Source organism: Blautia faecis (assembly GCF_020554845.1).
GTDB lineage: Bacteria > Bacillota > Clostridia > Lachnospirales > Lachnospiraceae > Blautia_A > Blautia_A faecis.
On record NZ_JAJCIA010000013.1, the window covers coordinates 60,436 to 86,251 of the forward strand.

Sequence of the window (25,816 nt, forward strand, 5' to 3'; positions counted from 1 at the left end):
GCTTTTTCGGTGTAACTATTCAATTGTCAAAGTTTGAGTTTTTGTGCTGAAAATCAGTTTAAAGTGTCATTTATTGTACACTATCTGTTTCAGTACAGTTTATGGCACAGGATCGTATCCTCCATGTGAAAAAGGATTGCAGCGCAAAATTCTCCACACTGCAAGAAGCCCGCCCTTTAACGCACCATATTTTTGAATTGCTTCTAAACCATATTGAGAACATGTGGGAATATAAGGACATTTTGTTCTCTTCATCGGCGATATATATTTCTGATAGAGACGAATCATATGAATCATGATATTTCTTGGACTAAATCTGCTCATGATAATTTCTCCTGCAAATCTGTTTCAATATTGCCGCTCCTTTACCGAACCAACAATACTGCCCAAATACCGTTTAATCTTCCACATGAAGCTCAGCCTCACGGCGGATCTTCATTCTGCCTGCAAGGTGCATAAGCGCACTCTCAATCTCCTGATAGGACTTGTCCTTTGCATTTGGTCTTGCGACCACTACAATGTCCAGTCCCTGACGGAAGGATCTTTCATTCAGGCGGTAGCTCTCTCGTATCAGTCTGGTGACTCTGTGGCGTACCACACTATTCCCAACTTTTTTACTTACAGATATTCCCAGACGATTCTCCATGTGCCTGTCATGGTTCTCAAGCACATACATCACCAGATACCGATTTGCCTGTGATGTTCCTTTTCGGTATACCCTTTGGAATTCGTTATTTTTCTTTAAGGAGTCTGAGTATTCCATCTGATTCTCCTTTATATGATATTGAAATAATTATTTCTGTATAGAAGAAAAGACCACAGTAACTGCGGTCTTAACGGTCTTAAGCAGATAACTGCTTTCTTCCTTTTAATCTTCTGGCAGCTAATACTTTACGTCCGCCTTTTGTGCTCATACGAGCTCTGAAGCCATGGACTTTCGCTCTAGATCTTTTTTTCGGCTGAAATGTCATTTTCATAGGTAAAGCACCTCCTTTATCTATATGGAATTTAAAATTATTAACCTAATCAGAACATCATTTCAATTATATTCATAAATGGCATTCTCGTCAAGTAAAAATTCTTGCTTTCCTAGAATTTTTTATATCCACAAAGTTTTCCACACTGTGCATAACCTGTCATTTTGAAAAGGTTTACGTAACATTATCCACATTTTGTGGATAACTTGTGGATAACCTGGGGATTATCAGCAAAAATATCCACTTTTGACTGTTGATTTTAACGCATATGTCACAAAAAACAGTATATTTCGAGGGGATTCGACAGTGGATAGAGTTATACACATAATTTTTCATTATTGAAACCCGTAAAACCATGTTATGGTAACCAGAATGGTTATCAACCTATTTATCCACATTTATCCACACACAAAATGTTGATAACTTTCCAGTTTATTCACAAGATATCCCCCATTTTTTTCCTTGAATTTTTTTATTATCCACTGCAATTTTTTTTAATTGTGGATGTTTTGTGGACAATTCTATACTTTTCCCCATTTATTTTTCCTATTTTTAGCTTCAAAACAACATTTTCCTCCTCGTCCCCTCATTCTTTTAGGTAATCCACAGCAATCTTAATTCTTTCTCCGAATGTGCATAATTTTCCACATAAATTTCCTATATAAATAAGATTTTGTCGTTGCGAAAAGACAGGATTTATTATAATATATATAAGGATATTTATGTCCGTTTATCAAAATACCAGTAAAATTCCAGTATATTTAGCCTGGCACACCCTAATTTCCTGTTTCCAGCTGGTATTTTGATAAACGGACATGTCGCCGACGGACGGCATCATTTAATATAAGAAACAATCAGATGTGTACGGGAGGAAAAAATGAGCACAGTAATAGAAAAATGGGATGAAATCCTGGGAATTGTGAAAAAGGAGCACGATCTTTCCGATGTTCGATTCGACACATGGCTGAAACCCCTGAAGGTTTATGATGTCAGTGGAAATGTAGTTACCATCGTCGCTTCCGACCAGGTGCGATTAAGCTACATTAATAAGAATTACAAACTGCCTCTGCAGGTTACCATAAGCGAAGTTACCGGAATGACCGACTGCGAAGTGAAATTTATCCTTCCAGAAGACGTCCCGGCGAAGAAATCCATTTCCGACGCTGCACCTGATCAGGACAACCGTTTTAAGGCCAGATGTGAAGAAGCAAATCTGAACCCCAAATATACATTCAATACTTTTATCGTGGGCAGCAACAACAAACTGGCTCAGGCTGCAGCCCTGGCAGTAGCGGAATCTCCGGGAAATACGTACAATCCGCTGTTTATCTATGGTGGTGCAGGACTTGGCAAGACCCATCTTATGCATTCCATCGCCCACTTTATTATTGAAAATGATGATAACAGTAAGGTTCTCTATGTTACAAGTGAAGAATTTACCAATGAGCTGATCGAGACCATCCGTAATGGAAATAACACCGCCATGAGTAAATTCCGCGAGAAATACCGTAACATTGATGTCCTTCTCATTGATGATATTCAGTTTATTATAGGAAAGGAATCCACGCAGGAGGAATTTTTCCACACCTTCAACAGCCTTTACAGTGCAAACAAACAGATTATCATATCTTCCGATAAACCGCCGAAGGATATGGAAATTCTGGATGAGCGTTTCCGTTCCAGATTCGAATGGGGACTGATCGTGGATATTACTCTGCCGGATTACGAGACCAGGATGGCCATTCTTCATAAAAAAGAAGACATGGACGGCTACAATGTAAGCGAAGATGTTATCAAATATATTGCAAATAATATCAAATCCAACATCCGTGAGCTGGAAGGTGCCTTCAATAAGGTAGTTGCTTATGCAAAACTGGAGAAAAAAGAGGTTACCCTTGAACTTGCCGAGCAGGCTCTGAAGGATATCGTCGCACCGAATGAAAATAAACAGATTACTGCAGACTACATTATTTCTATGGTAGCAGAGCATTTTAATGTAAGTACTGCCGATCTTTGTGGAAATAAAAGAAGTTCCAAGATCGTGATGCCAAGACAGGTGGCAATGTATCTTTGCCGTGAAATTCTGGCGATCCCGCTGAAAAATGTAGGACAGTATCTTGGAAATCGCGACCACACTACCGTTATGCACGGAGTAGAAAAGATCGAAAAGGAGCTCCAGAACAACGAACAGCTCCAGAACACCATTGATACATTAAAGAAAAAAATTAATCCACAAACTTAACACATTTTTTCCACATTTCATGTGTATAAGATGTTGACATTATGTGTATTAATGTGAATAACTTTTGGCGACAAAATCGCTTATGTGGTTTTACACAGGTTATTCACACTCTAAACCAATGCTTTTACACGAAGTTATCCATACCCGAAACCCTTTTATTCACTGGGCGGAAGTGAGTTTTTCACATATTCACACCCCCTACGGCGGATACGGCGGATATCTTCTTAAATATATTTAATGAAAAACCCATTTTCTCCAGAAAGGAAGTTATACACATTATGAAAATCATTTGCTCCAAAAGTAACTTGTTGAAGAGCGTCAGCATTTCCTTAAAAGCTGTACCATCCAAAACAACTATGCCAATTCTGGAATGTATTCTGATTGATGCAACAACAAATCAGATCAAATTTACTACTAATGACATGGAACTTGGAATCGAAACCATTGTCGAAGGTACTATAGAAGAAAAAGGAATGGTTGCCCTGAATGCGAAAATCTTTTACGAGATCATCAGAAGACTTCCAGACAACGATGTTACCATTAAAACTGATGAAAAATTCGCTGCAACTATCACCTGTGAGAAAGCAAAATTTAATATTCCTGGAAAATCAGGAGAAGATTTCGCATATCTTCCTATGATTGAAAGAGATGAACCATTAACTATCTCTCAATATACATTAAAGAATATGATTTATCAGACAATATTCTCAATTGCAGTCAACGATAACAACAAATTAATGACTGGTGAGCTGTTTGAAATTAAGGATAATTGTCTGAAAATTGTCTCTCTGGATGGACACCGTATTGCGATCCGCAAAATGCCTCTGAAGAAAGACTATTCAGACCGCAAGGTTGTAGTTCCAGGCAAGACTCTGAATGAGATCAGTAAGATCTTATCCGGAGAAATGGATGATGTAGTCAGCATTTTCTTCACAAACAATCATATTTTATTTGAATTTGACCAGACTATGGTAGTTTCACGTCTGATCGAGGGGGAATATTTCCGTATTGACCAGATGCTTTCCAGCGATTATGAGACCAAACTTTCCATTAACAAAAAAGAATTCCTGGATTGTATCGACCGTGCCACACTCCTTGTAAGAGAAGGAGATAAGAAACCGATCATTATCCACATTACAGATGGCAGCATGGAGCTGAAGATTGATTCTGCAATGGGTTCCATGAACGAGGATATTGATATTGAGAAAGAGGGTAAAGATATTCTGATCGGATTTAATCCCAAGTTTCTGATCGATGCACTGAAGGTTATTGATGATGAGACCATCGACATTTACCTGGTGAATCCGAAAGCACCTTGCTTTATCAGAGATGAGGAAGAAACTTACACGTATCTGATTCTTCCGGTTAACATAAATCAGAACCAGGCAAGATAATGACACTTGTCACAGAGAGAAACGTAACAGACAATTGGAAGAGGAATGGAAGTGAACACGGGCTGCAAATAATGGCTGGAGACAGTCCGAAAACGAATTGCAGTCGTGATGCCAGAAGAGTGGAGGCAGAAAATTGGAAATCAGAATCAGAGATGAATTTATCAAACTTGGCCAGGCACTGAAACTTGCTGACCTTGTATCAGACGGCGTTGAGGCAAAATATGTGATCAACGACGGACTTGTAAAAGTAAATGGCGAAGTAGATACCAGAAGAGGCCGCAAGGTTTATGGCGGTGACGTTATTTCCTATAATGGCCAGGATGTGAAGGTTCTGTCCGGAAACGAGTAAAATGGCTTATATTGAATCCATAAAATTAAGCAATTTCAGAAATTACGAATCGCTGGAACTTTCTTTTGACAAAGGAACCAATATTTTTTATGGGGATAATGCCCAGGGAAAAACAAATATCCTGGAGTCTGTGTATCTGTGCGGAACCAGCAAATCCCATAAAGGAAGCAAAGATCGGGAGATTATCCGCTTTGAACAGGATGAAGCCCATATCCGCATGATGGTGGGAAAAGATTCCATGTCTTATAAGATTGACATGCACCTTCGGAAAAATAAGGCCAAGGGCGTGGCAATCAACGGGCTTCCCATAAAGAAGGCGAGAGAGCTTCTCGGTGTGGTGAATCTGGTTTTCTTTTCCCCGGAGGATCTGAATATTATCAAAAACGGTCCGGGAGAGCGACGAAGATTCATGGACGCGGAGCTTTGTCAGCTGGATAAACTATACCTCACAGATCTTGCCGGATACAATCATGTTCTGAATCAGAGAAATAAGCTGCTGAAGGATATGTATAAGCGACCGGATCTTGGAGCGACTCTGGATGTATGGGATATGCAGCTGGTAAATTATGGCCGTAAGATCATTGGCAAAAGAAGAGAATTTGTGGAGTCCCTTAATGAGATCATTAAGGAAATTCACAGAAATCTTACCGGCGGTATTGAGAATATAGAAGTGATATATGAACCAAGCGTGGAGAGTGAGGCTTTGGAAGAGAGCCTTTTCCGCAACAGAGACCGGGATCTTCGGATGAAAATGACTTCGTCCGGACCTCACAGGGATGACCTAATGGTGGCTGTGAACGGAATTGATATCCGCAAATATGGTTCGCAGGGGCAGCAGAGAACAGCAGCCCTTTCCCTGAAACTTTCGGAGATTTATCTGGTGGAGAAGATCATTCATGATAAACCAGTTCTGCTTCTGGACGATGTCCTTTCGGAGCTGGACAGCAGCCGTCAGAATTATCTTCTTGAGAGTATTCATGATATTCAGACCATGATCACCTGTACTGGTCTGGATGATTTTGTCAGTCATCAGTTTACGATCAATAAAGTGTTTCACGTTGTGGCAGGGCATGTGTATCAGCCGATGGGGGGTCCTGCAGATAAATAAGCTTGCGAAGTAGTATGCGATATGCTAAACTGGCATTAACTATGGAAAGTTGGTGAAAAATTTGGACAAAGAGGAATTTCGGGTTAAACTTGAAGAGATTAACCATTTAGTAGAACAGAAAGACTATAAGGGAGCCATGAATGTTGTAGACAGCATTGACTGGCGCCGTGTGAAAAATGTTCGTACCCTTTGTGTGGTTGGTGAAATCTATGCTGCCAATAAACGCTATGAGGACAGCAAGGAAATTTTCCTGCTGGCTTATCACAGAGCCTCCATTGGTAAGAACATTCTTTATCGTCTTGTAGAAGTTTCCCTGAAGCTGGGACAGGTTTCCGAGGCAGTGGAATTTTATCAGGAGTACAGGGAAGTTGCGCCAAATGATAATACGCAGTACATCCTGAAATACAAGATCCTGAAAGAAAAAAAGGCTCCTCTTGCAGAGCAGATCAAGGTTCTGGAGGATTATAAGGAGAAAGAATTTACCGAAAAATGGTCTTACGAGCTTGCCAAACTGTACTATCAGGATGGTGACAAAGAGAAATGTCTGGAGCTTTGCAACGAGATCATTCTCTGGTTCAACGAGGGTAACTACGTGATGAAGGCTATGGACCTGAAACAGCGTATGGGTGCTCTTACTGGCGCGGAGAAAGAGCGGTATGAACAGCAGTTTGTACCGAAGCTTCTGAAACCTGAGGAAGCAGATACCATCAAGGAAGAAGAGAAAGCACCGAAAGCTGAGAACCAGGGAAGCGAATCTATTGAAAGTATTCAGATCAAGAGCGAGGATCTGGATGGCGTAGAGAGTCTTCAGGATAAAATTTCCAAAGGACTTCGTGACATCTTTGGAAGCCGTAAGATGGATGAAATGGAAGACAGCATTGTTTCCACTGAGCAGACGAAAGAGGTTCAGGAAGAAATGCTTCGTGATCCGGCTTCTGAGAAAGAATATGAAAGTGTACCGGAGCTGGAGCCTGAAACTGGCAAGGTGAAAGTGGAGAATACCAAGGAGAATGTTGCTGAAGAATCTGTGAGTACAGCAGATGAGACTGCGGAGGAATCAGCAGAAGCAGTTTCCGAAGAGAATACAGAAGGTTTAGAGAATGCAGATCGTTCAGAGTCTGCAGAAGAGAAGAACGCATTTTCCACAGAAACAGAAACACCTGTTGAGAACCTGAAAATGCCTACACTGAATATTCCGGATTCTATGAAGAATATGGTACCGGAAGAGATTGAGGTTCCTAAGGCACCTGTACAGAATAACCTTTTCAGTGATGAGGCTGATGCTGCGGAAAAAATGAAAGATGAGAAACCTGCATTTGATTTTTCAAATTTCAATCTGGAGGATACGATTCTTGCTGCTGCTTCTGCACAGGGAATTGAAATTCCGGATGAGAAGGTAGATGAAGAGAAAGTTCAAGAAGAAAATAAAGAAATTGTAGAAGTCGCCAAAGAAATATCTACGCAACCTCAGAAAGCTGTAAAAGAAGAAAAAGTAGAGAAGATTCCGGAAGAAGAGGAAGTTATCACTGAGGACGAGGAAGAAATCGAGCCAGAACCAGAGCAGAAAAAGCCGGTTGTAGAACTTGAGGAAGAGGAATTCCTTTCCGAAGAGGATCTTCAGGCTGCTGAGGATGAGTTTATGAATGGTCCGGCAGGACATAAGGAGAAAGAAGAGCCTTCTGATGATTCCATGTCTGAGGATGAATTTATTGCCAAGCTTCTCAGAGAGAGCATTGGCGAAGAAGAGGATGAGGATATGCCTCCAGCTGCAGATGATGTGGTTGAAACGGAAGATGCAGAGGAAGAACCGGAAGATTCTGAGGACGAAAACTTTGATTTTGATGAGGATGAAGAGGAAGAAGAGTCTTCTGAATCTCTTTCCGAGGAAGAGGAACTGGAACAGTTTATCGATTCTATTCAGCCAAAGGATAAGAGAAATCTATCTGACATTGTGCCAAGAGAGAAATCACTCACCGATGATGAGAAGAAGCTGTTTACATATTTTGTAAAGGTTCCGGGAATGCGGGAACAGCTGATCAGTGCACTTTGCGATGTGCAGATGGCGGCTGCTGATAAGACCTCCAAGACTGGAAACGTGATCGTCATGGGTGGGAAAGAAACTGGTAAGACAAGACTGATCGCAAGCTTGATTCCGGCAATCTGTAAAGAGCTGAATCTGCCGGCTTCCAAGGTGGCTTATGTATTTGCCGACCAGCTGAACGAGATGGATATTACGAAAGTGATTGGCAAGCTTAGCGGTGGTTTCCTTGTCATTGAGAATGCTAACCAGCTGACACAGGAAACAGTAGATATTCTGGATAAGGCTATGGAGTTCCGCACAGACGGACTTACTGTGATCATTGAGGATGAGAAGATCGGAATGCGTAAGCTGATTGCAAGATTCCCGAAATTCGCCAAGAAGTTTACATCCATGATCAACATTCCGGTATTTACCAATGATGAACTTGTAAACTTTGCAAGAGTTTACACCAAGGAAAATGGTTACAAGATCGACCAGATGGGAATGCTTGCATTGTATAATCTGATCGGTGTGAACCAGAAAGAAGACCAGCCTATGAACATTGGCGCAGTTAAGGAAATGCTTGACGCAGCAATGGCGAAATCCCAGGGCGGACTTCTGAAGTTTAATAAGAAAAAGAGAGTAGACCGTGATGGATTTACGGTTCTTTATGAGAAAGATTTTGCAAAATAAGTAATAGGGGAATTGCAGACAGCTGCCCAGATTGTGTGATTTGCAGATAATGATTAAATAATTTAAAAGAAAGAGGAAATTAATATGACCAGACCTTATTTAGGAAATCCGAAATATACCATTGAAGTTCTTCAAAAGTATAATTTTGCTTTCCAGAAAAGGTTTGGTCAGAATTTTCTTATCGATACCCATGTTCTGGAAAAAATAATCGAGGCTTCCAAGATCACCAAGGATGATTTTGTTCTGGAAATCGGACCGGGTATTGGAACTATGACCCAGTATCTGGCTGAGGCAGCCAGAGAAGTGGTGGCTGTAGAGATTGATAAGACATTGATCCCGATTCTGGAAAATGATACTTTGAAAGACTGGGATAATGTGACTGTGATCAACGAGGATATCCTGAAAGTTGATATTGCGGCGCTGGCACAGGAGAAAAATGGGGGCAAGCCTATCAAGGTGGTTGCCAATCTGCCTTATTATATTACCACACCAATCATCATGGGACTTTTTGAAAACCATGTTCCCATTTCTTCAATCACCATTATGGTACAGAAGGAAGTGGCAGACAGAATGCAGGTTGGTCCTGGAACAAAGGATTACGGTGCTTTGTCTCTGGCTGTTCAGTATTATGCCAGACCGCAGATCATTGCGAATGTTCCGCCAAACTGTTTTATGCCAAGACCGAAGGTGGGAAGTGCTGTTATCCAGCTTGTGAGATATGAAGAGCCGCCAGTGCAGGTGGACAATGAGAAGCTGATGTTCAGGCTGATCCGGGCATCTTTTAATCAGAGAAGAAAAACATTGGTAAATGGACTGAAGAACTCCCAGGAGCTTGATTTTTCAAAAGAGGAAATTGAGAAAGCTATGGCAGAGACCGGAATTCCGGTAAATGTGAGAGGCGAAGCGCTTACTTTAGCAGAATTTGCTGATCTTGCAAACGCATTTAATAAATTGAGATAGATATCAAGAACGGGGCGTAAGCCCCGTTCTCGATATCTTCGGATTGCTTCGCAGCGTTGCGGCTCCCGTGATCCTTCACATGTTCGGAAATGATTTACTGCATAAATCTTATACAAATAAAAATCACCCGGTGGCTAGACGGGTGATTTTTATTTTGTCTCAAATATATTTTTTAAAAGGAAGGAGAGTCAATCACTTTTGGGTGACTGACATATGAAAAAGAAATTTTATAAAAATAATGTTGGCTGTTATTATTTTTATGATGTTAGTATATCGGGAAAGTTTGAAAGAATCGTGTTTATCTTATGAAAAATTAGTGAACGAATTTGAAAAGATTTGTAACTTCCTGGAAAAATGGGCTGTTTTTGGAGATTAGTTATAAAAAGATTATAAAGTTTTTAGATACATTTTACAAATAAAAGGAAAAGGTGTAGTATAATGGGCTGGAATCTGGAGGAAGATTTATTTCCGGTATTGATTAAATTTCAGAAGAAAATTACTTGATATGAGGAAATCAGATCATAAATATGACCAGATTCCAGCAGTTTGTGAACAGAATATTAACTATTGCTGGTCAGACCATGAACAGCAGCTATTTAATTGTTACTGGAGAGATTTGAACAGATGACATTTAATCGTTACTGGGCAAGTCTTGAACAGCAACATTCAATCAGGAGGTAATTATCATGATAAAAATGAAAAAATCAGCAGCACTTATCCTTGCAGGAGTTCTTGCATGTTCCATGCCGATGCCGGTTATGGCATCCAGTGATACAGAAGTAGTAGAAAGTCTTCTGGACAGTGGAATTGATTTTCTTGCTTCTGACCCTGGAAAAGCAGTAGACATTATTATGTATGCCAAGGATCTTGTAGACCAGCAGAACATCACAGATGACCAGGTACGAAGTGCTGTAACTCAGGCAGCAGACCATTTTGGGGTATCTCTTTCTGATTCAGAGGTAGATTCCCTTGTTTCTGTAGTACGCAAGGTTCTGGATGCAAAAATTGACGAAGATGCTCTTAGAAGCGATGTAAATTCTGTATACAGTAAGCTGCAGGATATGGGTGTTACAAAGGATGATGCCAAAGGTCTTGTGTCGAAGTTAATCGAATTTGTAAAAGGATTATTCGAATGAGAAACGTAAAATGTGCAAAATGTATAACTTTACCAAATTAAAGTAAAGATGCAAATGTGGTAAATTTATAAAAAAAGAGGAAAATGAAAGAAGAAATTGTGCAAATAAAACAAATGTTCATTATTCGTTAACAATTTGCATGTATTTTGTTCATAAGTATCTGATACTATATAATCAGTTCGAAAGAACATACACAGAAGACGTTGTAATGACACCATTACACATAAAATTTTTTCATAATAATCGCCCCGGCAGCTACTGCCGGGGCACTCCTCGTTTTAGAGCGTATTTGAAAAAGTATTCCTGCAATCTGCACGCTCTGGAGCGTGTTTGAAAAAGGTTTTTTGCAAGATGTGCGTCACAATTTTTGGGAAAATTTGTCTGAATATGCCGCTCTTTAAACGCCAGATATTACACTCTGACGCTTAAAGAGCGGTGTTTTTTCGAATGTACATTCCAAAATTTATTTGCAACGAATAAGCGGTGTGCTATAATGAAGCAAAAACAGGGGCAAAGGAGTCTAGGTCATGGCAGAGACAATGAAGGATTACGAAGCAGAACTTGAAGCTTCTTTTAAGAAAATTGAAGAAGGCGACATTCTCACAGGAACAGTTGTGAGTGTAGATGATAAAGAAATTATTGTAGATTTAAAATATTATGCAGAAGGTATTATCCCGGTAGAAGATTACAGTAGAGAGCCGGGCTTTAACGTTAAAGAAGAAGTACACCCTGGAGATGAAGTTTCCGCCACAGTCGTAAGAAAAGACGATGGAAACGGCAACATCCTTTTATCCAAAGTTGAAGCTACTGACGTCCTGGCTTGGGACAAATTAAAAGAGCTGAAAGCCTCCGGAGAGGTTCTTGATGTAGTGGTAAAAGGTGTAGTAAACGGCGGTGCAGTTGCTTATGTAGAAGGTGTGCGCGGCTTTATCCCGGCCTCCAAGCTGGCCTTGAATTACGTAGAAGACACCAACGAATATCTGAACAGACACATCCAGGTTCAGGTAATCGATGTCAATAAAGAGGACAAAAAACTGATTCTTTCTGCGAAAGAAATTTTAAGGGAAAAAGCAGAAGAGGAAAGAAAGAATAAAATTTCCAATATCCAGCCAGGCTTTGTAACAGAAGGAACTGTAGAGAGCCTTCAGCCATACGGCGCATTTGTAGATCTTGGAAACGGCGTATCCGGACTGGTACATATTTCCCAGATTTGCGAAAAGAGAATCCGTAAACCATCAGAAGTTCTTGCAGTTGGAGATAAGGTGAAAGTAAAAGTAACTGCAGTGAAAGATGGAAAACTGAGCCTGAGTATCAAAGAAGCAACTGATATGATGGCAAAAGAAGTGGAAGAAGAGAAAATAGAAATCCCACAGTCCGGAGAAGAGGCAACCACATCTCTGGGAGCTTTATTTGCAAATATTAAACTGAATTAATATAAAGTGCAGATTTGGACGATTAAGACAATCGCCCAAAATGAAAATCTTCTGTAGAGCGTGTTTGAGAAGTAGACCCGAAATAAAAACTCTGTTTACAGATGAAAAGTGTGCAGAGGTCAGCTGAATTTTGGAAGGAAGAATGTGAATGAAGAATCAGAAAGTATTTGTAATGGGACATAAGAATCCGGATACGGATTCTATTTGTTCGGCAATTGCTTACGCAGATATCAAAAACAGAACCACCCAGACCAAGCGTTATATTCCAAGACGCGCCGGTCAGATCAATGAAGAGACCCAGTATGTACTGAATCGTTTTGGCGTACAGCCACCGGCTTATCTGGGAAATATCGGAACGCAGGTAAAAGATATGGATATCCGTCCAAAACCGGATGCAGACCGTACCATGTCCCTGAAAAATGCCTGGGATATGATGCAGAATAAAGGCATTGTGACCCTTCCCATCTGTAACAGCGAGGATGAGCTGGAGGGAATTGTAACAATCGGCGATATTGCTGATGTTTACATGGATACCAAGGACAGCTATCTTCTTTCAAATGCCAGAACTCAGTATAACAAGATCAGGGATACTCTTGACGGTGAAATCGTAGAAGGAAACGGTCACGGCTATTTTACCAAAGGGAAAATCCTTATTGGAACTGCTGATCCGGAGGTGATGAAGAACTATATCGAAGAAAATGATATGGTTATTCTTGGAAACCGTGAGGAAGATCAGTTAAAGGCAATAGAACTGAATGTAAGCTGCATTATTGTAGGAATGAGTATTCAGGTAAGTGAGAAGGTAATAAAGAAAGCTCAGGAGAGACAGATCATCATTATCTCTTCTCCATATGATACCTACACAATTGCCCGCATGATCAACCAGAGTATTCCGGTAAATTATGTGATGAAAAAAGATAATCTGGTAACTTTTAATACTGAAGATTTCACAGATGATATCCAGGATGTTATGATCAAGCACCGCCATCGTGCATTCCCTGTTATCAATAAGCGGGGAAAATGTGTGGGAACCATTTCCAGACGAAATTTCCTTGACATGCACAAGAAACAGGTAATTCTGGTAGATCATAATGAGAAAGACCAGGCTGTTGATAACATTGAGAAGGCAGAGATTCTGGAGATCATTGATCATCATAAGCTTGGTTCTCTGGAAACTATGAAGCCGATTAATTTCAGAAATGAGCCAGTTGGATGTACTGCGACAATCCTTTACCGGATTTATGACGAGCAGCGACTGGAGATTCCGCCTAAGATTGCAGGACTTCTCTGTGCAGCCATTATTTCCGATACCTTAATGTTCCGTTCCCCAACCTGCACCCAGCAGGACAAGATCGCAGCAAGTGCGCTTGCACTGATCGCGGACATTAAGATTGAAGATTTCGCAAGAGAAATGTTCAAGGCTGGAAGCAATCTGAAGGATAAAGCACCTGAAGAAATTTTCTATCAGGATTACAAGAAATTTATTGCAGAAGGAAATGTGGCTTTTGGTGTTGGACAGATCAGTTCCATGGACGAGGAAGAACTTCAGGAGATCAAAGTTCGCCTGAAACCATTTATGGTAAGCGAGTGCGGACGCCATGGAATTACCCGTGTTTACTTTATGTTAACCAATATTATGGACGAGTCCTCAGATGTAATTTATTACGGCGAGGGCAGCGAGGAAATGGGAAAAATCGCATTCCAGCAGGAACCGGAGGATAAGTGCTTCCACCTGAAAGGCGTGGTTTCCCGTAAGAAACAGATGATCCCGGCTATGATGGAAGCTGCACAGATCATGGCAAATGACTTTAACTGATAATAAAGATTTTCCCGGCAAAGAGGCTGTTAAAAGATACTGCTCACAAAGTGAAAAGTAACGCAGATGGTTCTTTGCACGGGAAATTTTCACATAAAAGAGGAGCAAAATATGGCAAAACAGACATGGAAACCAGGCAATATGCTTTACCCGCTTCCTGCTGTGATGGTCAGCGTTACAGATGGCGAGGGTAATGATAATATAATAACAGTAGCGTGGGCTGGCACCGTGTGTACCAACCCGCCAATGGTAAGCATCTCCGTTCGTCCCACCAGATTTTCTTACGATATGATCTGCAAGACGAAGGAATTCGTTCTGAACCTTACCACAGAAGAGCTTGCATACGCCACCGATTATTGTGGCGTGCGGTCCGGCAGAGAGGTTGATAAATTTCAGGAGCTTCATCTTACCAAAGAAAAGGCGGATCAAGTGAAGGCACCAATGATCGGTGAAGCTCCTGTAAATATTGAATGTAAAGTTAAGAAAATTGAGAAGCTTGGTTCTCATCACATGTTCCTTGCGGAAGTAGTTGCAGTGCATGCGGACGAAGCCTATATGGATAAAAATAATAAATTTCAGCTGAATCAGTCAAAACTGATGGTGTATTCCCATGGAGAATATCTGGGACTTGGAAAGAAACTGGGCACCTTTGGATATAGCGTAAAAAAAGGAAAAAAGCATAATCAGAAACTTAAAAATCACCCATTAAAAAACCGAACTCAGTAACAATTTTTTAATGTGATTGCAATAATGGCTCTTATGTGTTATTATTTAAAGGAGTATCGAATGAAAATGAATAATATAACATTAATTGGAATGCCCGGTGCAGGTAAAAGCACACTGGGCGTTGTTCTTGCGAAAATACTTGGATACGAATTTTTAGATTCAGACCTTTTAATACAAAAAGAAGAAAAAAGACGTCTTTATCAGATCATTGATGAAGAAGGAGAAGAAGGTTTCAAGACCATTGAGAATCGCGTAAATGCGTCGATTGATACAGAGAATACTGTAATTGCTACTGGGGGAAGTGTGGTATATTGCAGTGAAGCCATGGAACACTTGAAATCAATTGGGAAGGTAGTTTACCTCAGCCTTTCTCTGGAGTCTCTTGAGAAACGGCTTGGAAATCTTAAGAAGCGGGGAGTTCTTCTGAAAGAAGGACAGACCTTGAAGAGTTTATATGAGGAGCGAGTTCCCTTATACGAGAAATATGCAGACATTGTGGTAGATGAAGAAGGGAAAGATTTGGAAGCAAGTCTGCAGGCACTTTTGGAAACACTACAGACAGGGGTTATTAAGTAACTGTAGATTGTTACTATTCGCGGAATGCGTCACGCTGAACGAAGTGAAGAGTAACTGTAAATCAGAGGAGGGCTGTCAGGTTATTGTAGAGAAATTGACAATAGCCTTTTTGGCTCGCGGAGTAAGAATAATAGAGGTGTATTATGGAACAGTATGTGATTAAAGGTGGAAATCCGCTTGTTGGTGAAGTAGAGATAGCAGGTGCAAAGAATGCAGCGCTGGCTATTTTATCAGCAGCCATTATGACGGATGAGACAATTCTCATCGAGAATCTGCCTGACGTCAGAGACATTAACGTTTTACTGGAGGCAATAGCTGGCATCGGAGCACAGGTTGACAGAATCAATAAATCAACTGTTAAGATCAATGGTTCTACCATTGGTGATGTAAGTGTAGATTATGAGTATATTAAGAAGATCCGTGCATCTTACTATCTTCTTGGTGCATTACTTGGCAAATATAAAAGAGCAGAAGTTCCTCTTCCAGGTGGCTGCAATATCGGAAGCCGTCCGATTGACCAGCATCTGAAAGGTTTCAGAGCCCTTGGTGCGAAAGTTGATATTCTTCATGGAGCCATTGTTGCCGAGGCATCTAATCTTCATGGAAGCCATATTTTCCTGGATGTAGTTTCTGTAGGAGCAACCATCAATATTATGATGGCAGCATCTCTTGCACCAGGACGTACGATTATTGAGAATGCTGCCAGAGAGCCACATGTAGTAGATGTTGCCAACTTCCTGAACAGCATGGGAGCCAATATCAAAGGTGCTGGTACAGATGTGATCCGTATCAAGGGTGTTGAGAAGCTTCACCGCACAGAGTATTCCATCATTCCGGACCAGATCGAGGCAGGAACCTTTATGTTCGCTGCAGCAGCTACCGGTGGGGATGTCACAGTTAAGAATGTAATTCCAAAGCATCTCGAAGCTACTACAGCTAAGCTTGAGGAAATCGGATGTGAAGTTCAGGAGTTTGATGATGCCGTACGTGTACGTGCAGTGGGCAGACTTCATCGCACTCATGTGAAGACCCTTCCATATCCGGGATATCCGACTGATATGCAGCCGCAGATTGCGGTTACCCTTGCACTTGCAGAGGGAACCAGCATCGTAACTGAGAGTATTTTTGAGAATCGCTTCAAATATGCAGACGAGCTTTCCAGAATGGGAGCCTGTATTAAGGTTGAAGGCAATTCCGCAATTATTGATGGCGTGAATAAGCTTACTGGTGCAAGAGTAAGTGCACCGGATCTTCGTGCTGGGGCAGCTCTTGTTATTGCAGGACTGGCAGCAGAGGGAATCACCATTGTGGATGATATTGTTTACATCCAGCGTGGCTATGAGAACTTCGAAGAGAAGCTTCGCAGCCTTGGCGCAGAGATCGAGAGAGTTTCCAGTGAGAAGGATATCCAGAAATTCCGCCTGCGTGTAGGGTGAATTGTTAATTTCAGATCGCAGCCTGACAGCCTTGATCTGTTGAGTATCAGATTTAATCTGGTGAAAAATAGTCATAAGACGTTAAATGTCTATTGACAATTATAAGCAATCAGTATATTGTATTGCTTGCAACAGGAAAACTGAAGAATAGCCTTTTATTCAGAGTGGTGGAGATACATAGGATCTATGAAGCCACGGCAACCCCTCGAAAGAGAGGAAGGTGCCAACCTGAGCGAGTGATCGAACAATAAGAGGATTGTTTATATAAAAAGTCATTTATAAGACAGTCCGCTTGTCCGGGCTGTTCTTTTTTTCGCGGAAAACATACAATGCAGCGATAGATATTAGCTGTTTTGGAAATTTTCGCTCCATCGAAGAAAGGGAAAAACAAAAGAATGGAAAACAAAGAAAAAATCTTATTTACTTCCGAATCTGTAACTGAAGGTCATCCGGATAAAATCTGTGATGCCATTTCTGATGCCATCCTGGATGCTCTGATCGCACAGGATCCGATGAGCCGTGTAGCCTGCGAGACTGCAACTACAACAGGTCTTGTTCTGGTTATGGGTGAGATCACTTCCAAGGCAAATATCGATATCCAGTCAATCGTAAGAGAGACAATCCGCGAGATTGGTTATACTCGTGGAAAATTCGGATTCGATGCTGATACATGTGCGGTAATCACAGCACTTGATAAACAGTCTGCTGATATTGCAATGGGTGTTGATAAAGCACTTGAGCAGAAAGAGAATCAGATGGATGAGGACGAGCTTGACTCTATTGGAGCTGGTGACCAGGGAATCCAGTTTGGTTATGCTTCCAACGAGACAGAAGAATACATGCCATACGCAATCAACATGGCACACAAACTTTCCCGTCAGCTGACAAAAGTCCGTAAAGATGGCACTCTGAAATATTTAAGACCAGATGGAAAAACTCAGGTAACAGTTGAGTATGATAAGAATGGAAAACCAAGCCGTATTGATGCAGTAGTTTGCTCCACTCAGCATGACCCGGATGTTACACAGGAGCAGATCCATGCGGACATCAAGAAATATGTATTTGATGAGATCATCCCGGCAGACATGGTAGATGAGGATACGAAATACTTTATCAACCCGACCGGACGTTTCGTTATCGGTGGACCAAACGGCGACAGCGGTCTTACAGGACGTAAGATTATTGTTGATACTTATGGCGGAACAGGACGTCACGGCGGCGGTGCTTTCTCCGGAAAAGACTGCACAAAGGTTGACCGTTCTGCAGCTTATGCAGCACGTTATGTTGCAAAGAACATTGTTGCAGCAGGTCTTGCTGACAAGTGCGAGATCCAGCTTTCCTATGCAATTGGTGTTGCACATCCGACTTCTATTCATGTAGAAACATTTGGCACAGGTAAAGTATCTGATGCGAAACTGGTAGAGATCATCCGTGAGAACTTTGACCTTCGTCCGGCTGGAATCATCAAAATGCTTGATCTCCGCCGCCCGATCTACAAACAGACTTCTGCATACGGACATTTCGGCCGTACAGATGTAGATCTTCCGTGGGAGCATCTGGACAAGGTTGATGATCTGAAGAAATATCTTGCGTAAAATTTGGTTAAAAGAAAATGGCTTGTATTGAAGCCTGCTTGAAAATTCCATATTAAAGTTAGAGCCTGGAAGAGACTGGTATATAGCAGAAGAAGTCTTTTCCAGGTTTTTTATGTTGAAAAACTGAATATTATAGAGCTATTTTTTATAGAAAATTAAGAGATGAAATCAGAGCTTTATGCTATAATCTATATAAATCCGGTGAAGCAGCTTCATACGACAGGGAAGCTGTTGAAAATTTCCGTAAAAAGAAGAAAAAGGATAGAACTGTTATGAAGCTAAAAACAAGAATCATTCTGGGATTCACCATGATCATTCTTATGCCTCTGCTTCTGTTTGCCGCCACTTTGTATGGATTCAGCCAGTCACAGGCGCAGAAAACACAGGCAGTGACTGAGAGCGATGGAACAGTATATGATATTTCCATAACAGACTCAGCCGACAGTCAGGGCAGGGTACATGTAATGGCCAAGGATTTGTTTATCAGTGCGTTTGTAATCCTGATCTCCGTTGCTTTGGTAGTTGGTCTTTGGGTATATCGCAGCATTGCCGTTCCATTGGTTAAATTAAAAAAAGCGACGCAGAATATAAAAGAGGGCAACCTGGATTTCGTTCTGGATGTAGAAGGAAAAGACGAATTTTCTGAGCTCTGTCAGGATTTCGAGGAAATGCGCCGCCGTCTGAAAGAATCTACAGAAGAAAAAAGCCTTATAGAAAAAGAGAACAGAGAGCTGATCAGCAACATTTCCCATGATTTGAAAACTCCGATCACAGCAGTGAAAGGATATGTAGAGGGAATCATGGATGGAGTGGCAGACACCCCTGAGAAAATGGATCGCTATGTCCGCACCATCTACAACAAGACAAATGAGATGGATCATCTGATCAACGAGCTGACTTTTTATTCCAAAATCGATACCAACCGCATTCCTTACACCTTCAGTAAACTAAATGTGGAAGATTATTTTGAAGATTGTTCAGAAGAAGTTGGTCTGGAACTTGAGACCAGGGGAATTGAGCTGGTTTATGCCAACTACGTGGAAAAAGACGTTATGGTAATTGCCGATGGGGAGCAGATCCGCCGCGTTATCCATAACATTATCAGCAACGCTATCAAATATATGGACAAGCCTAAAGGAATCATTCAGATCCGAATCAAGGATGTGGGTGATTTTATCCAGATTGAGATTGAGGACAATGGAAAAGGTATTGGTCCGAAAGATCTGCCTTATATTTTCGACCGTTTTTACCGTACAGATGTTTCACGAAATTCTTCCAAAGGCGGAAGCGGAATCGGTCTTTCCATTGTAAAAAAAATTCTGGAAGACCATGGGGGAAAAGTGTGGGCCACAAGCCGTCTTGGAATCGGCACGATCATGTATTTTGTACTTAGAAAATACCAGGAGGTACCAATGAAATGAGCAGAATTCTGATCATTGAAGATGAAGAAGCAATTGCAGAGCTTGAGAAAGACTATCTGGAGCTCTCAGGATTTGAAGTTATAATCTGCAACAGAGGTGATCTGGGGCTTAATATGGCACTGAAAGAAGATTTTGACCTGATTATTCTGGATCTGATGCTGCCGGAAATAGACGGGTTTGAAATCTGCCGCCAGGTAAGAGAAGCTAAGAATACTCCGATCATTATGGTTTCCGCGAAGAAAGATGATATTGACAAGATCCGCGGTCTTGGACTTGGGGCTGACGATTACATGACCAAGCCATTTAGCCCAAGCGAGCTTGTTGCCAGAGTAAAGGCACATATGGATCGCTATAATCGTCTGATCGGCTCCACCACGCAAAAGAACGATATTATTGAGATTCGTGGAATCAAGATCGACAAGACTGCCCGCCGCGTCTGGGTAAATGGCGAGGAGAAAACTTTTACCACCAAGGAATTTGATCTGCTCACATTCCTGGCCCAGAATCCAAACAGAGTTTTTACAAAGGAAGAGCTTTTCAGGAAAATCTGGGATATGGAATCGGTAGGTGATATTGCCACAGTTACGGTTCATATCAAGAAAATCCGTGAGAAAATTGAGTATAATAATGCCAAGCCGCAGTATATCGAGACCATCTGGGGCGTGGGATACAGATTTAAAGTGTGATAATTTCTGAGAAAATTGAGAGGCTATTAACAGTTAAATATAAATTATAAAATCATATAAGTACATGTTGGGTTTTATAAAATATTAGAGCAGAATATTATTGAAAGTTGATGCTTTGAGTAAATATTATTCTATACATGAATTTTCAAAAATTATAGGCGTATCTGCCCAGACATTACGAAATTGGGATGCCAATGGAAAACTTCATCCGCATCATACTACAGTAAGTGGCTATAGATATTATTCTGATGAGCAACTCAACCAGGTAATAAATGTAAAGCCTAAAAACCGCATTACAATTGGATATTGTCGCGTTTTCAGCCATAAACAGAAAGATGACCTGGAACGACAGATTGAGATTATTGATAATACTGAAAAATCCGAACAGCAGGAACTTGTTGAAGATCTGGTTCAGGTAATCACAGTATTCAGTTGTAAATTACAAGGAAAACGAGCGAATAAAGCTAAGAAACTGATCCGGGAACTGATACAGGAGGAAGCAGATGGTAAAAGCCATAAAAGTAATGCTGATACCAAACAATGTACAGAAAACTAAGATGTTTCAGTACGCAGGTGCTTCAAGATTTGCTTATAACTGGGCTTTGGCCAGGGAAATAGTAAACCATGAAAAAGGCGGGAAATTCCTTTCAGATGCAGAACTCAGAAAAGAATTTACAAAGCTTAGACATTCTGATGAATGTGCATGGTTACTGAGTATTTCAAATAATGTAACCAAACAGGCGATCAAAGATGCCTGTACTGCGTATAAGAACTTTTTTAAGGGTTTGCAGAAATTCCCAAGATTCAAGTCCAGAAAGAGATCAATACCAAAGTTCTATCAGGACAACGTTAAGATACGATTCAGTAATACCCACATTAAATTTGAAGGCTTTTCTTCCAGCAGGAAAGCCAATAAACAAAAAATGAATTGGGTAAGACTTGCAGAACATGAAAGGATTCCGACAGATGCTAAATATATGAATCCGCGAATATCTTTTGACGGATTGAACTGGTGGATCAGTGTATGTGTGGAATTTCCTGACTGCAGGGAAACACTTAATGATGACGGAATCGGCATAGACCTGGGAATCAAAGATCTGGCTGTCTGCTCTGATGGAACCAAGTATAAGAACATCAATAAGAGTCAGAAACTAAAGAGACTAGAAAAACAGAAACGCAGATTACAGCGTAGTATCTCTCGTTCTTACGAGAAAAATAAGAAAGGAGAAAGCTACTGTAAAACAAATAATGTAATCAAAAAGGAAAAACTTTTATTAAAACGAAATCATAGATTAACAAATATCCGTAAAAACTATTTGAATCAGACCATATCTGAGATCATAAATCGAAAACCAAGATTTATATGTATTGAAGATCTGAATGTCAGCGGAATGATGAAAAATAGACATTTATCCAAAGCAGTCCAGGAACAGGGATTTTTTGGGTTTAGAAAACAGCTCGAATACAAATGCAGTGATAAAGGAATTCAGATTATTGTGGCTGATCGGTTTTATCCATCATCAAAGCTTTGCTGCTGTTGTGGAAACATCAAAAAAGATCTGAAATTATCCGACAGGATTTATAGATGTGAGTGTGGGAATATGATTGACAGAGACTTCCAGGCATCTATAAATCTCAAGACTTATGGAGAAAAATTTGCAAGCTGACACTGAAACGTTAATGCAAATATGTACGGATACGTTAGTCCGGAATTTACGCCTATGGAGAGTACAAGAACTTGTGAGTAGATAGATATTTATATCATCAAAAGCATGCTTGTTGAAGTAGGAATGAAACATAGAAGTTTATAACTTTTTATAAGTTTTCAGTAACGGTAAAATGAGAAGACTATATAAAGAATTGGAGAACTACGGCAAATCCGACTTTTATCCTTTCCATATGCCTGGTCACAAGCGGAATAAGGCGTGCATAGAGGGGGATTTTCCTATTGAACGTGATATTACAGAAATAGACGGATTCGACGATCTGCATCATTCTGAGGGAATTTTACTTGAAGCGCAGAATGCTTTATCCAGAATGTACGGCACAAGGAAAAGTTTTTTTAGTGTCAACGGAAGTACGGCAGGAATTCTTACTGCCATTTCCGCATCTGTGAAAAAGGGTGGACAGATTCTGGTGGCCAGAAACTGTCACAAGGCTGTTTACCACGCAATTTACCTTCGGGAACTGGTTCCCACATATATTTATCCACAATCTGACAACGATTTGGGGATAAATGGTTCAATTTCCGTATCCCGTGTGGAAAGATATCTTGAGGAAAATCCGAAAATTGAAGCAGTCCTTATTACATCGCCTACTTATGATGGTGTGGTTTCAGATGTGCGCAAGATTGCGGAAACTGCCCACAAACATGGAATTCCGCTGATCGTGGATGAAGCCCACGGCGCTCATTTCAGATTCTCTGACTATTTTCCTGTTTCAGCAGCAGATCTGGGAGCAGATGTGGTGATCCAGAGCTTTCACAAAACATTGCCGGCCATGACCCAGACTGCAGTGCTTCATCTGTGCAGTGAACGTGTAAGTGAGAAGCTGATCCGCAGATTTCTTGGAATTTATGAGACCAGCAGTCCGTCTTATATACTTATGTCCAGTCTGGATGCCTGTGTGGCGAAGCTGGAAAAAGACAGCGGACGATTATTTGATGAATTTACGGAAAATCTGGAAGCCGCCCGCAGACAGCTTGGTCAGCGCAGGTATATACGTCTGTTACAGACACCGGAAGAGACTGGGGAAGAAAAGGACGAACAGGGCACAACAGAAATATTTGATTATGACCGCTCTAAGCTGATTCTGTCCACATTGCACAGCAGTTTAAATGGTCCGGAACTTGCGGGAATCCTTCGAAGAAAATATCATTTGGAAGTTGAGATGACTACAGAGAATTATGTGCTTGCGCTGGCAGCAGTTGGAGACACCAGGGAAGGATTCCGGAGACTTTGCAAAGCTATAGAAGAAATCGACAGACAGGAAGCTGAACTGGCAGAGAAGAGCAGGAATATAACAGAGAAAATAGCTGTTGGAAATTCAGATTATGTACCGGAAGTGGAAAGGCAGAAGTGTGTTAAATGTAATTCTGAAGATTGTGAAAGATGTGAAAAAAAGGATACCCGCAGCGATGGCTTGCGAAATGAAAAATATGCCTGCAAGTGTGGTCCTATGAAGCAGCTTATGTCCATTTCCAGGGCAATGGATGCCCCATCCCAGCTTTGTCTTCTGGAAGAAAGTGCAGGGAAAATTGCCGCAGAATTTGTATATCTTTATCCGCCGGGGATTCCCATTATTGTTCCAGGCGAACAGATTACTGGACTTTTTACAAGGAATGTGAGAAGATATATGGAACAGGGACTGAATCTTCACGGTCTTTGCGGAGAAAATAACGAAACAATAAGCGTAGTAAAGGAGCAGGCAGAGGTGTAACCCCTGCCTGATACATTATGGGAAAAATATTTTACATTATGGGAAAAAGCGCATCTGGTAAGGATCATATATATGCCAGGCTGGCAGCACATGAGGGATTGGGACTTAAGAAGCTGGTTCTTTATACGACCCGCCCAATCCGTGCAGAGGAAGAGAATGGTAAACAGTACTATTTCGTGGATGATAAAAAGCTGGAAGAATTTCGAAGCAGCGGAAATCTGATCGAGGCCAGAGCTTATCATACAGTACATGGAATCTGGAACTATTTTACAGCAGATGACGGTCAGGTGGATTTGGAAAATGCTGACTATCTGGGAATCGGTACACTTGAATCTTATGTGAAAATGAGAGAATACTATGGAAAAGAGAATGTTTGTCCTGTTTATATCGAAGTGGAGGACGGAGAGCGTCTTGCAAGAGCATTGAAAAGAGAGCGTGGTCAGGAGATACCCCGCTATGAGGAAATGTGCAGAAGATTTCTTGCAGATCAGGAGGATTTTTCCGAAGAAAAAATTGCTGCTGCCGGGATTACGAGAAAATTCCAGAATGTTGATCTGGAGGAATGTGTAGAAGAAATTGCTGAATATATTAGACAGGCATAATGTGCATCGCGAAGCGCGTTACTGGTCACGGAGTGAACAGTAACACATTTTTTGTTGATAAGTGAATAAATTCACAAAAAACTATAGCATGATTTTGTCGTACATGATAGAATTAAAGGGTAAATACATTTAGAGTGTATTTGTACAAAATAAGCTATGCAGGGGTGCTGACCGCAGCCTTTGACAATAGCGAAAATGATAGGGTGAGGTGATTCCGATGTTAGGGTTTAACGACATTATAGGACATGAAGAGATAATCAGACATTTGAAGAATGCCATACAGACAGAGAAAGTGTCCCATTCGTATATTTTTACAGGTGACCCTGGTTCTGGAAAGAAATTGCTGGCAGGAACCTATGCGATGACATTGCAGTGTGAAGAGGGCGGTACGGAGCCTTGCGGACATTGTGATTCCTGCAAGAAGGCAATCGGTAAGAATCACCCGGATATCATTATGGTGACCCATGAGAAGCCAAATGTGATTACAATTGACGAAATCAGGGAACAGATTATCAATGATGTGGATATTAAGCCATACTGCAGCCCATACAAGATTTATATTGTGGCAAATGCAGAGCTGATGAATCCCCAGGCACAGAATGCTCTTCTGAAGACCATTGAAGAGCCGCCGGAATATGCAGTTATCATGCTTCTCACAAGCAATATTGATGCTCTGCTGCCGACCATTCGTTCCAGATGTGTACGTCTGGATCTGAAGGTTGTAGATGACGGTTTGGTAAAGAAGTACCTGATGGAGCATCTCCATATACCGGATTATCAGGCTGAGATCGATGCTTCCTATGCTCATGGCAGTATTGGCAGAGCGAAACAGGTAGCTACTTCCCAGGAGTTTGCAGATATGACCCAGAATGCACTCCGCATCCTGAAGAATGCAGATGGAATGGAAGTATATGAGCTTACAGAAGCAATCAAGGAGCTTTCCAATGACAAGCAGAACATCAGTGACTATCTGGATCTTTTCCAGTTCTGGTTCCGTGATGTACTGATGTTTAAGGCTACACGGGAAGTTGATAATCTTGTATTTAAGCAGGAAATAAATTATATAAGGGAACAGGCAAGCCAGCGTTCCTATGAGAACCTGGAGAAGATTCTGGATGCACTGGAGAAAACAAAAGTACGTCTTCGTGCCAATGTAAATACAGAACTTGCTCTTGAGCTTCTGTTCCTTACAATCAGGGAGAAATAGA

24 protein-coding genes and 1 riboswitch are annotated in these 25,816 nt (G+C 41.1%); of the genes, 20 read left to right on the top strand and 4 right to left on the bottom strand.

Annotation, left to right across the window (positions count from 1 at the left end):
• Positions 1-99: 99 nt before the first annotated feature.
• From yidD to rpmH, 3 genes are all read right to left on the bottom strand, one after another.
• Positions 100-324, bottom strand: a complete 225-nt coding sequence (gene yidD, locus LIZ66_RS08405) for a membrane protein insertion efficiency factor YidD (RefSeq protein WP_118580820.1) — start codon at positions 322-324, stop codon at positions 100-102.
• Between the two features lie 73 nt (positions 325-397).
• Positions 398-763: a ribonuclease P protein component gene (gene rnpA / locus LIZ66_RS08410; protein ID WP_148463049.1), complete on the bottom strand. Its 366-nt coding sequence runs from the start codon at positions 761-763 to the stop codon at positions 398-400.
• Positions 764-842: 79 nt separating this feature from the next.
• On the bottom strand, positions 843-977 hold the full coding sequence (rpmH, locus tag LIZ66_RS08415) for a 50S ribosomal protein L34 (RefSeq protein WP_005423866.1): 135 nt from the start codon (positions 975-977) through the stop codon (positions 843-845).
• 877 nt (positions 978-1,854) lie between these two features.
• On the opposite strand from rpmH, the gene dnaA reads away from it, so the two are divergent.
• From dnaA to LIZ66_RS08450, 7 genes are all read left to right on the top strand, one after another.
• Complete coding sequence (gene dnaA / locus LIZ66_RS08420) at positions 1,855-3,219, top strand: chromosomal replication initiator protein DnaA (RefSeq protein WP_173716653.1); 1,365 nt, start codon at positions 1,855-1,857, stop codon at positions 3,217-3,219.
• Between the two features lie 278 nt (positions 3,220-3,497).
• Positions 3,498-4,613, top strand: coding sequence for a DNA polymerase III subunit beta (gene dnaN / locus LIZ66_RS08425; protein ID WP_173771302.1), 1,116 nt, complete (start codon positions 3,498-3,500; stop codon positions 4,611-4,613).
• A 133-nt stretch (positions 4,614-4,746) separates the two neighbouring features.
• Positions 4,747-4,962: an RNA-binding S4 domain-containing protein gene (locus LIZ66_RS08430; protein WP_021924414.1), complete on the top strand. Its 216-nt coding sequence runs from the start codon at positions 4,747-4,749 to the stop codon at positions 4,960-4,962.
• A gap of 1 nt (position 4,963) precedes the next feature.
• Complete coding sequence (gene recF, locus LIZ66_RS08435; protein ID WP_195992769.1) at positions 4,964-6,070, top strand: DNA replication/repair protein RecF; 1,107 nt, start codon at positions 4,964-4,966, stop codon at positions 6,068-6,070.
• A 52-nt stretch (positions 6,071-6,122) separates the two neighbouring features.
• A complete protein-coding gene (locus tag LIZ66_RS08440; protein ID WP_227200705.1) occupies positions 6,123-8,783 on the top strand; it encodes a tetratricopeptide repeat protein in 2,661 nt (886 codons plus the stop codon).
• Positions 8,784-8,867: 84 nt separating this feature from the next.
• The gene (gene rsmA / locus LIZ66_RS08445; RefSeq protein WP_173718496.1) at positions 8,868-9,743 is read left to right on the top strand and encodes a 16S rRNA (adenine(1518)-N(6)/adenine(1519)-N(6))-dimethyltransferase RsmA; all 876 of its coding nucleotides are present in this window, start codon (positions 8,868-8,870) and stop codon (positions 9,741-9,743) included.
• Between the two features lie 686 nt (positions 9,744-10,429).
• On the top strand, positions 10,430-10,879 hold the full coding sequence (locus LIZ66_RS08450; RefSeq protein ID WP_118580844.1) for a DUF1002 domain-containing protein: 450 nt from the start codon (positions 10,430-10,432) through the stop codon (positions 10,877-10,879).
• Positions 10,880-11,134: 255 nt separating this feature from the next.
• Here the strand turns inward: LIZ66_RS08450 and LIZ66_RS19945 are convergent, their stop codons facing one another.
• Complete coding sequence (locus LIZ66_RS19945; protein ID WP_368361766.1) at positions 11,135-11,287, bottom strand: DUF6783 domain-containing protein; 153 nt, start codon at positions 11,285-11,287, stop codon at positions 11,135-11,137.
• Between the two features lie 119 nt (positions 11,288-11,406).
• Between LIZ66_RS19945 and LIZ66_RS08455 the strand changes: the two genes are divergently transcribed.
• From LIZ66_RS08455 to holB, 13 genes are all read left to right on the top strand, one after another.
• Positions 11,407-12,312 carry a S1 RNA-binding domain-containing protein gene (locus LIZ66_RS08455; RefSeq protein ID WP_173771296.1) on the top strand — a complete coding sequence of 302 codons (906 nt, stop codon included), beginning with the start codon at positions 11,407-11,409 and terminating at the stop codon, positions 12,310-12,312.
• A 148-nt stretch (positions 12,313-12,460) separates the two neighbouring features.
• On the top strand, positions 12,461-14,128 hold the full coding sequence (locus LIZ66_RS08460; protein WP_148463040.1) for a putative manganese-dependent inorganic diphosphatase: 1,668 nt from the start codon (positions 12,461-12,463) through the stop codon (positions 14,126-14,128).
• A gap of 111 nt (positions 14,129-14,239) precedes the next feature.
• The gene (locus LIZ66_RS08465) at positions 14,240-14,854 is read left to right on the top strand and encodes a flavin reductase family protein (RefSeq protein ID WP_118580850.1); all 615 of its coding nucleotides are present in this window, start codon (positions 14,240-14,242) and stop codon (positions 14,852-14,854) included.
• Positions 14,855-14,920: 66 nt separating this feature from the next.
• Positions 14,921-15,430 (top strand): shikimate kinase, encoded by a 510-nt coding sequence (locus LIZ66_RS08470; RefSeq protein ID WP_118580886.1) that lies wholly within the window; start codon positions 14,921-14,923, stop codon positions 15,428-15,430.
• Positions 15,431-15,573: 143 nt separating this feature from the next.
• Complete coding sequence (locus LIZ66_RS08475) at positions 15,574-16,866, top strand: UDP-N-acetylglucosamine 1-carboxyvinyltransferase (protein ID WP_118580853.1); 1,293 nt, start codon at positions 15,574-15,576, stop codon at positions 16,864-16,866.
• 152 nt (positions 16,867-17,018) lie between these two features.
• Positions 17,019-17,120, top strand: a riboswitch (SAM riboswitch).
• A 141-nt stretch (positions 17,121-17,261) separates the two neighbouring features.
• Positions 17,262-18,461: a methionine adenosyltransferase gene (metK, locus tag LIZ66_RS08480; RefSeq protein ID WP_173718499.1), complete on the top strand. Its 1,200-nt coding sequence runs from the start codon at positions 17,262-17,264 to the stop codon at positions 18,459-18,461.
• A gap of 272 nt (positions 18,462-18,733) precedes the next feature.
• Entirely contained in the window at positions 18,734-19,882 is a 1,149-nt protein-coding gene (locus LIZ66_RS08485; RefSeq protein ID WP_202187714.1) for a sensor histidine kinase, read from the top strand.
• A complete protein-coding gene (locus tag LIZ66_RS08490; protein ID WP_187565414.1) occupies positions 19,879-20,568 on the top strand; it encodes a response regulator transcription factor in 690 nt (229 codons plus the stop codon). The genes LIZ66_RS08485 and LIZ66_RS08490 overlap by 4 nt, the downstream gene beginning before the upstream one ends.
• Before the next feature lie 115 nt (positions 20,569-20,683).
• Entirely contained in the window at positions 20,684-21,124 is a 441-nt protein-coding gene (locus LIZ66_RS08495; RefSeq protein WP_195409535.1) for a MerR family transcriptional regulator, read from the top strand.
• A complete protein-coding gene (locus LIZ66_RS08500) occupies positions 21,072-22,235 on the top strand; it encodes an RNA-guided endonuclease InsQ/TnpB family protein (RefSeq protein ID WP_226837756.1) in 1,164 nt (387 codons plus the stop codon). The genes LIZ66_RS08495 and LIZ66_RS08500 overlap by 53 nt, the downstream gene beginning before the upstream one ends.
• A gap of 172 nt (positions 22,236-22,407) precedes the next feature.
• The gene (locus tag LIZ66_RS08505) at positions 22,408-24,006 is read left to right on the top strand and encodes an aminotransferase class I/II-fold pyridoxal phosphate-dependent enzyme (protein ID WP_226837755.1); all 1,599 of its coding nucleotides are present in this window, start codon (positions 22,408-22,410) and stop codon (positions 24,004-24,006) included.
• Between the two features lie 17 nt (positions 24,007-24,023).
• Positions 24,024-24,608 carry a nucleoside/nucleotide kinase family protein gene (locus LIZ66_RS08510; RefSeq protein WP_118580862.1) on the top strand — a complete coding sequence of 195 codons (585 nt, stop codon included), beginning with the start codon at positions 24,024-24,026 and terminating at the stop codon, positions 24,606-24,608.
• A gap of 217 nt (positions 24,609-24,825) precedes the next feature.
• Positions 24,826-25,815: a DNA polymerase III subunit delta' gene (holB, locus tag LIZ66_RS08515; protein ID WP_118580865.1), complete on the top strand. Its 990-nt coding sequence runs from the start codon at positions 24,826-24,828 to the stop codon at positions 25,813-25,815.
• The last annotated feature ends 1 nt before the right edge of the window (position 25,816 follow it).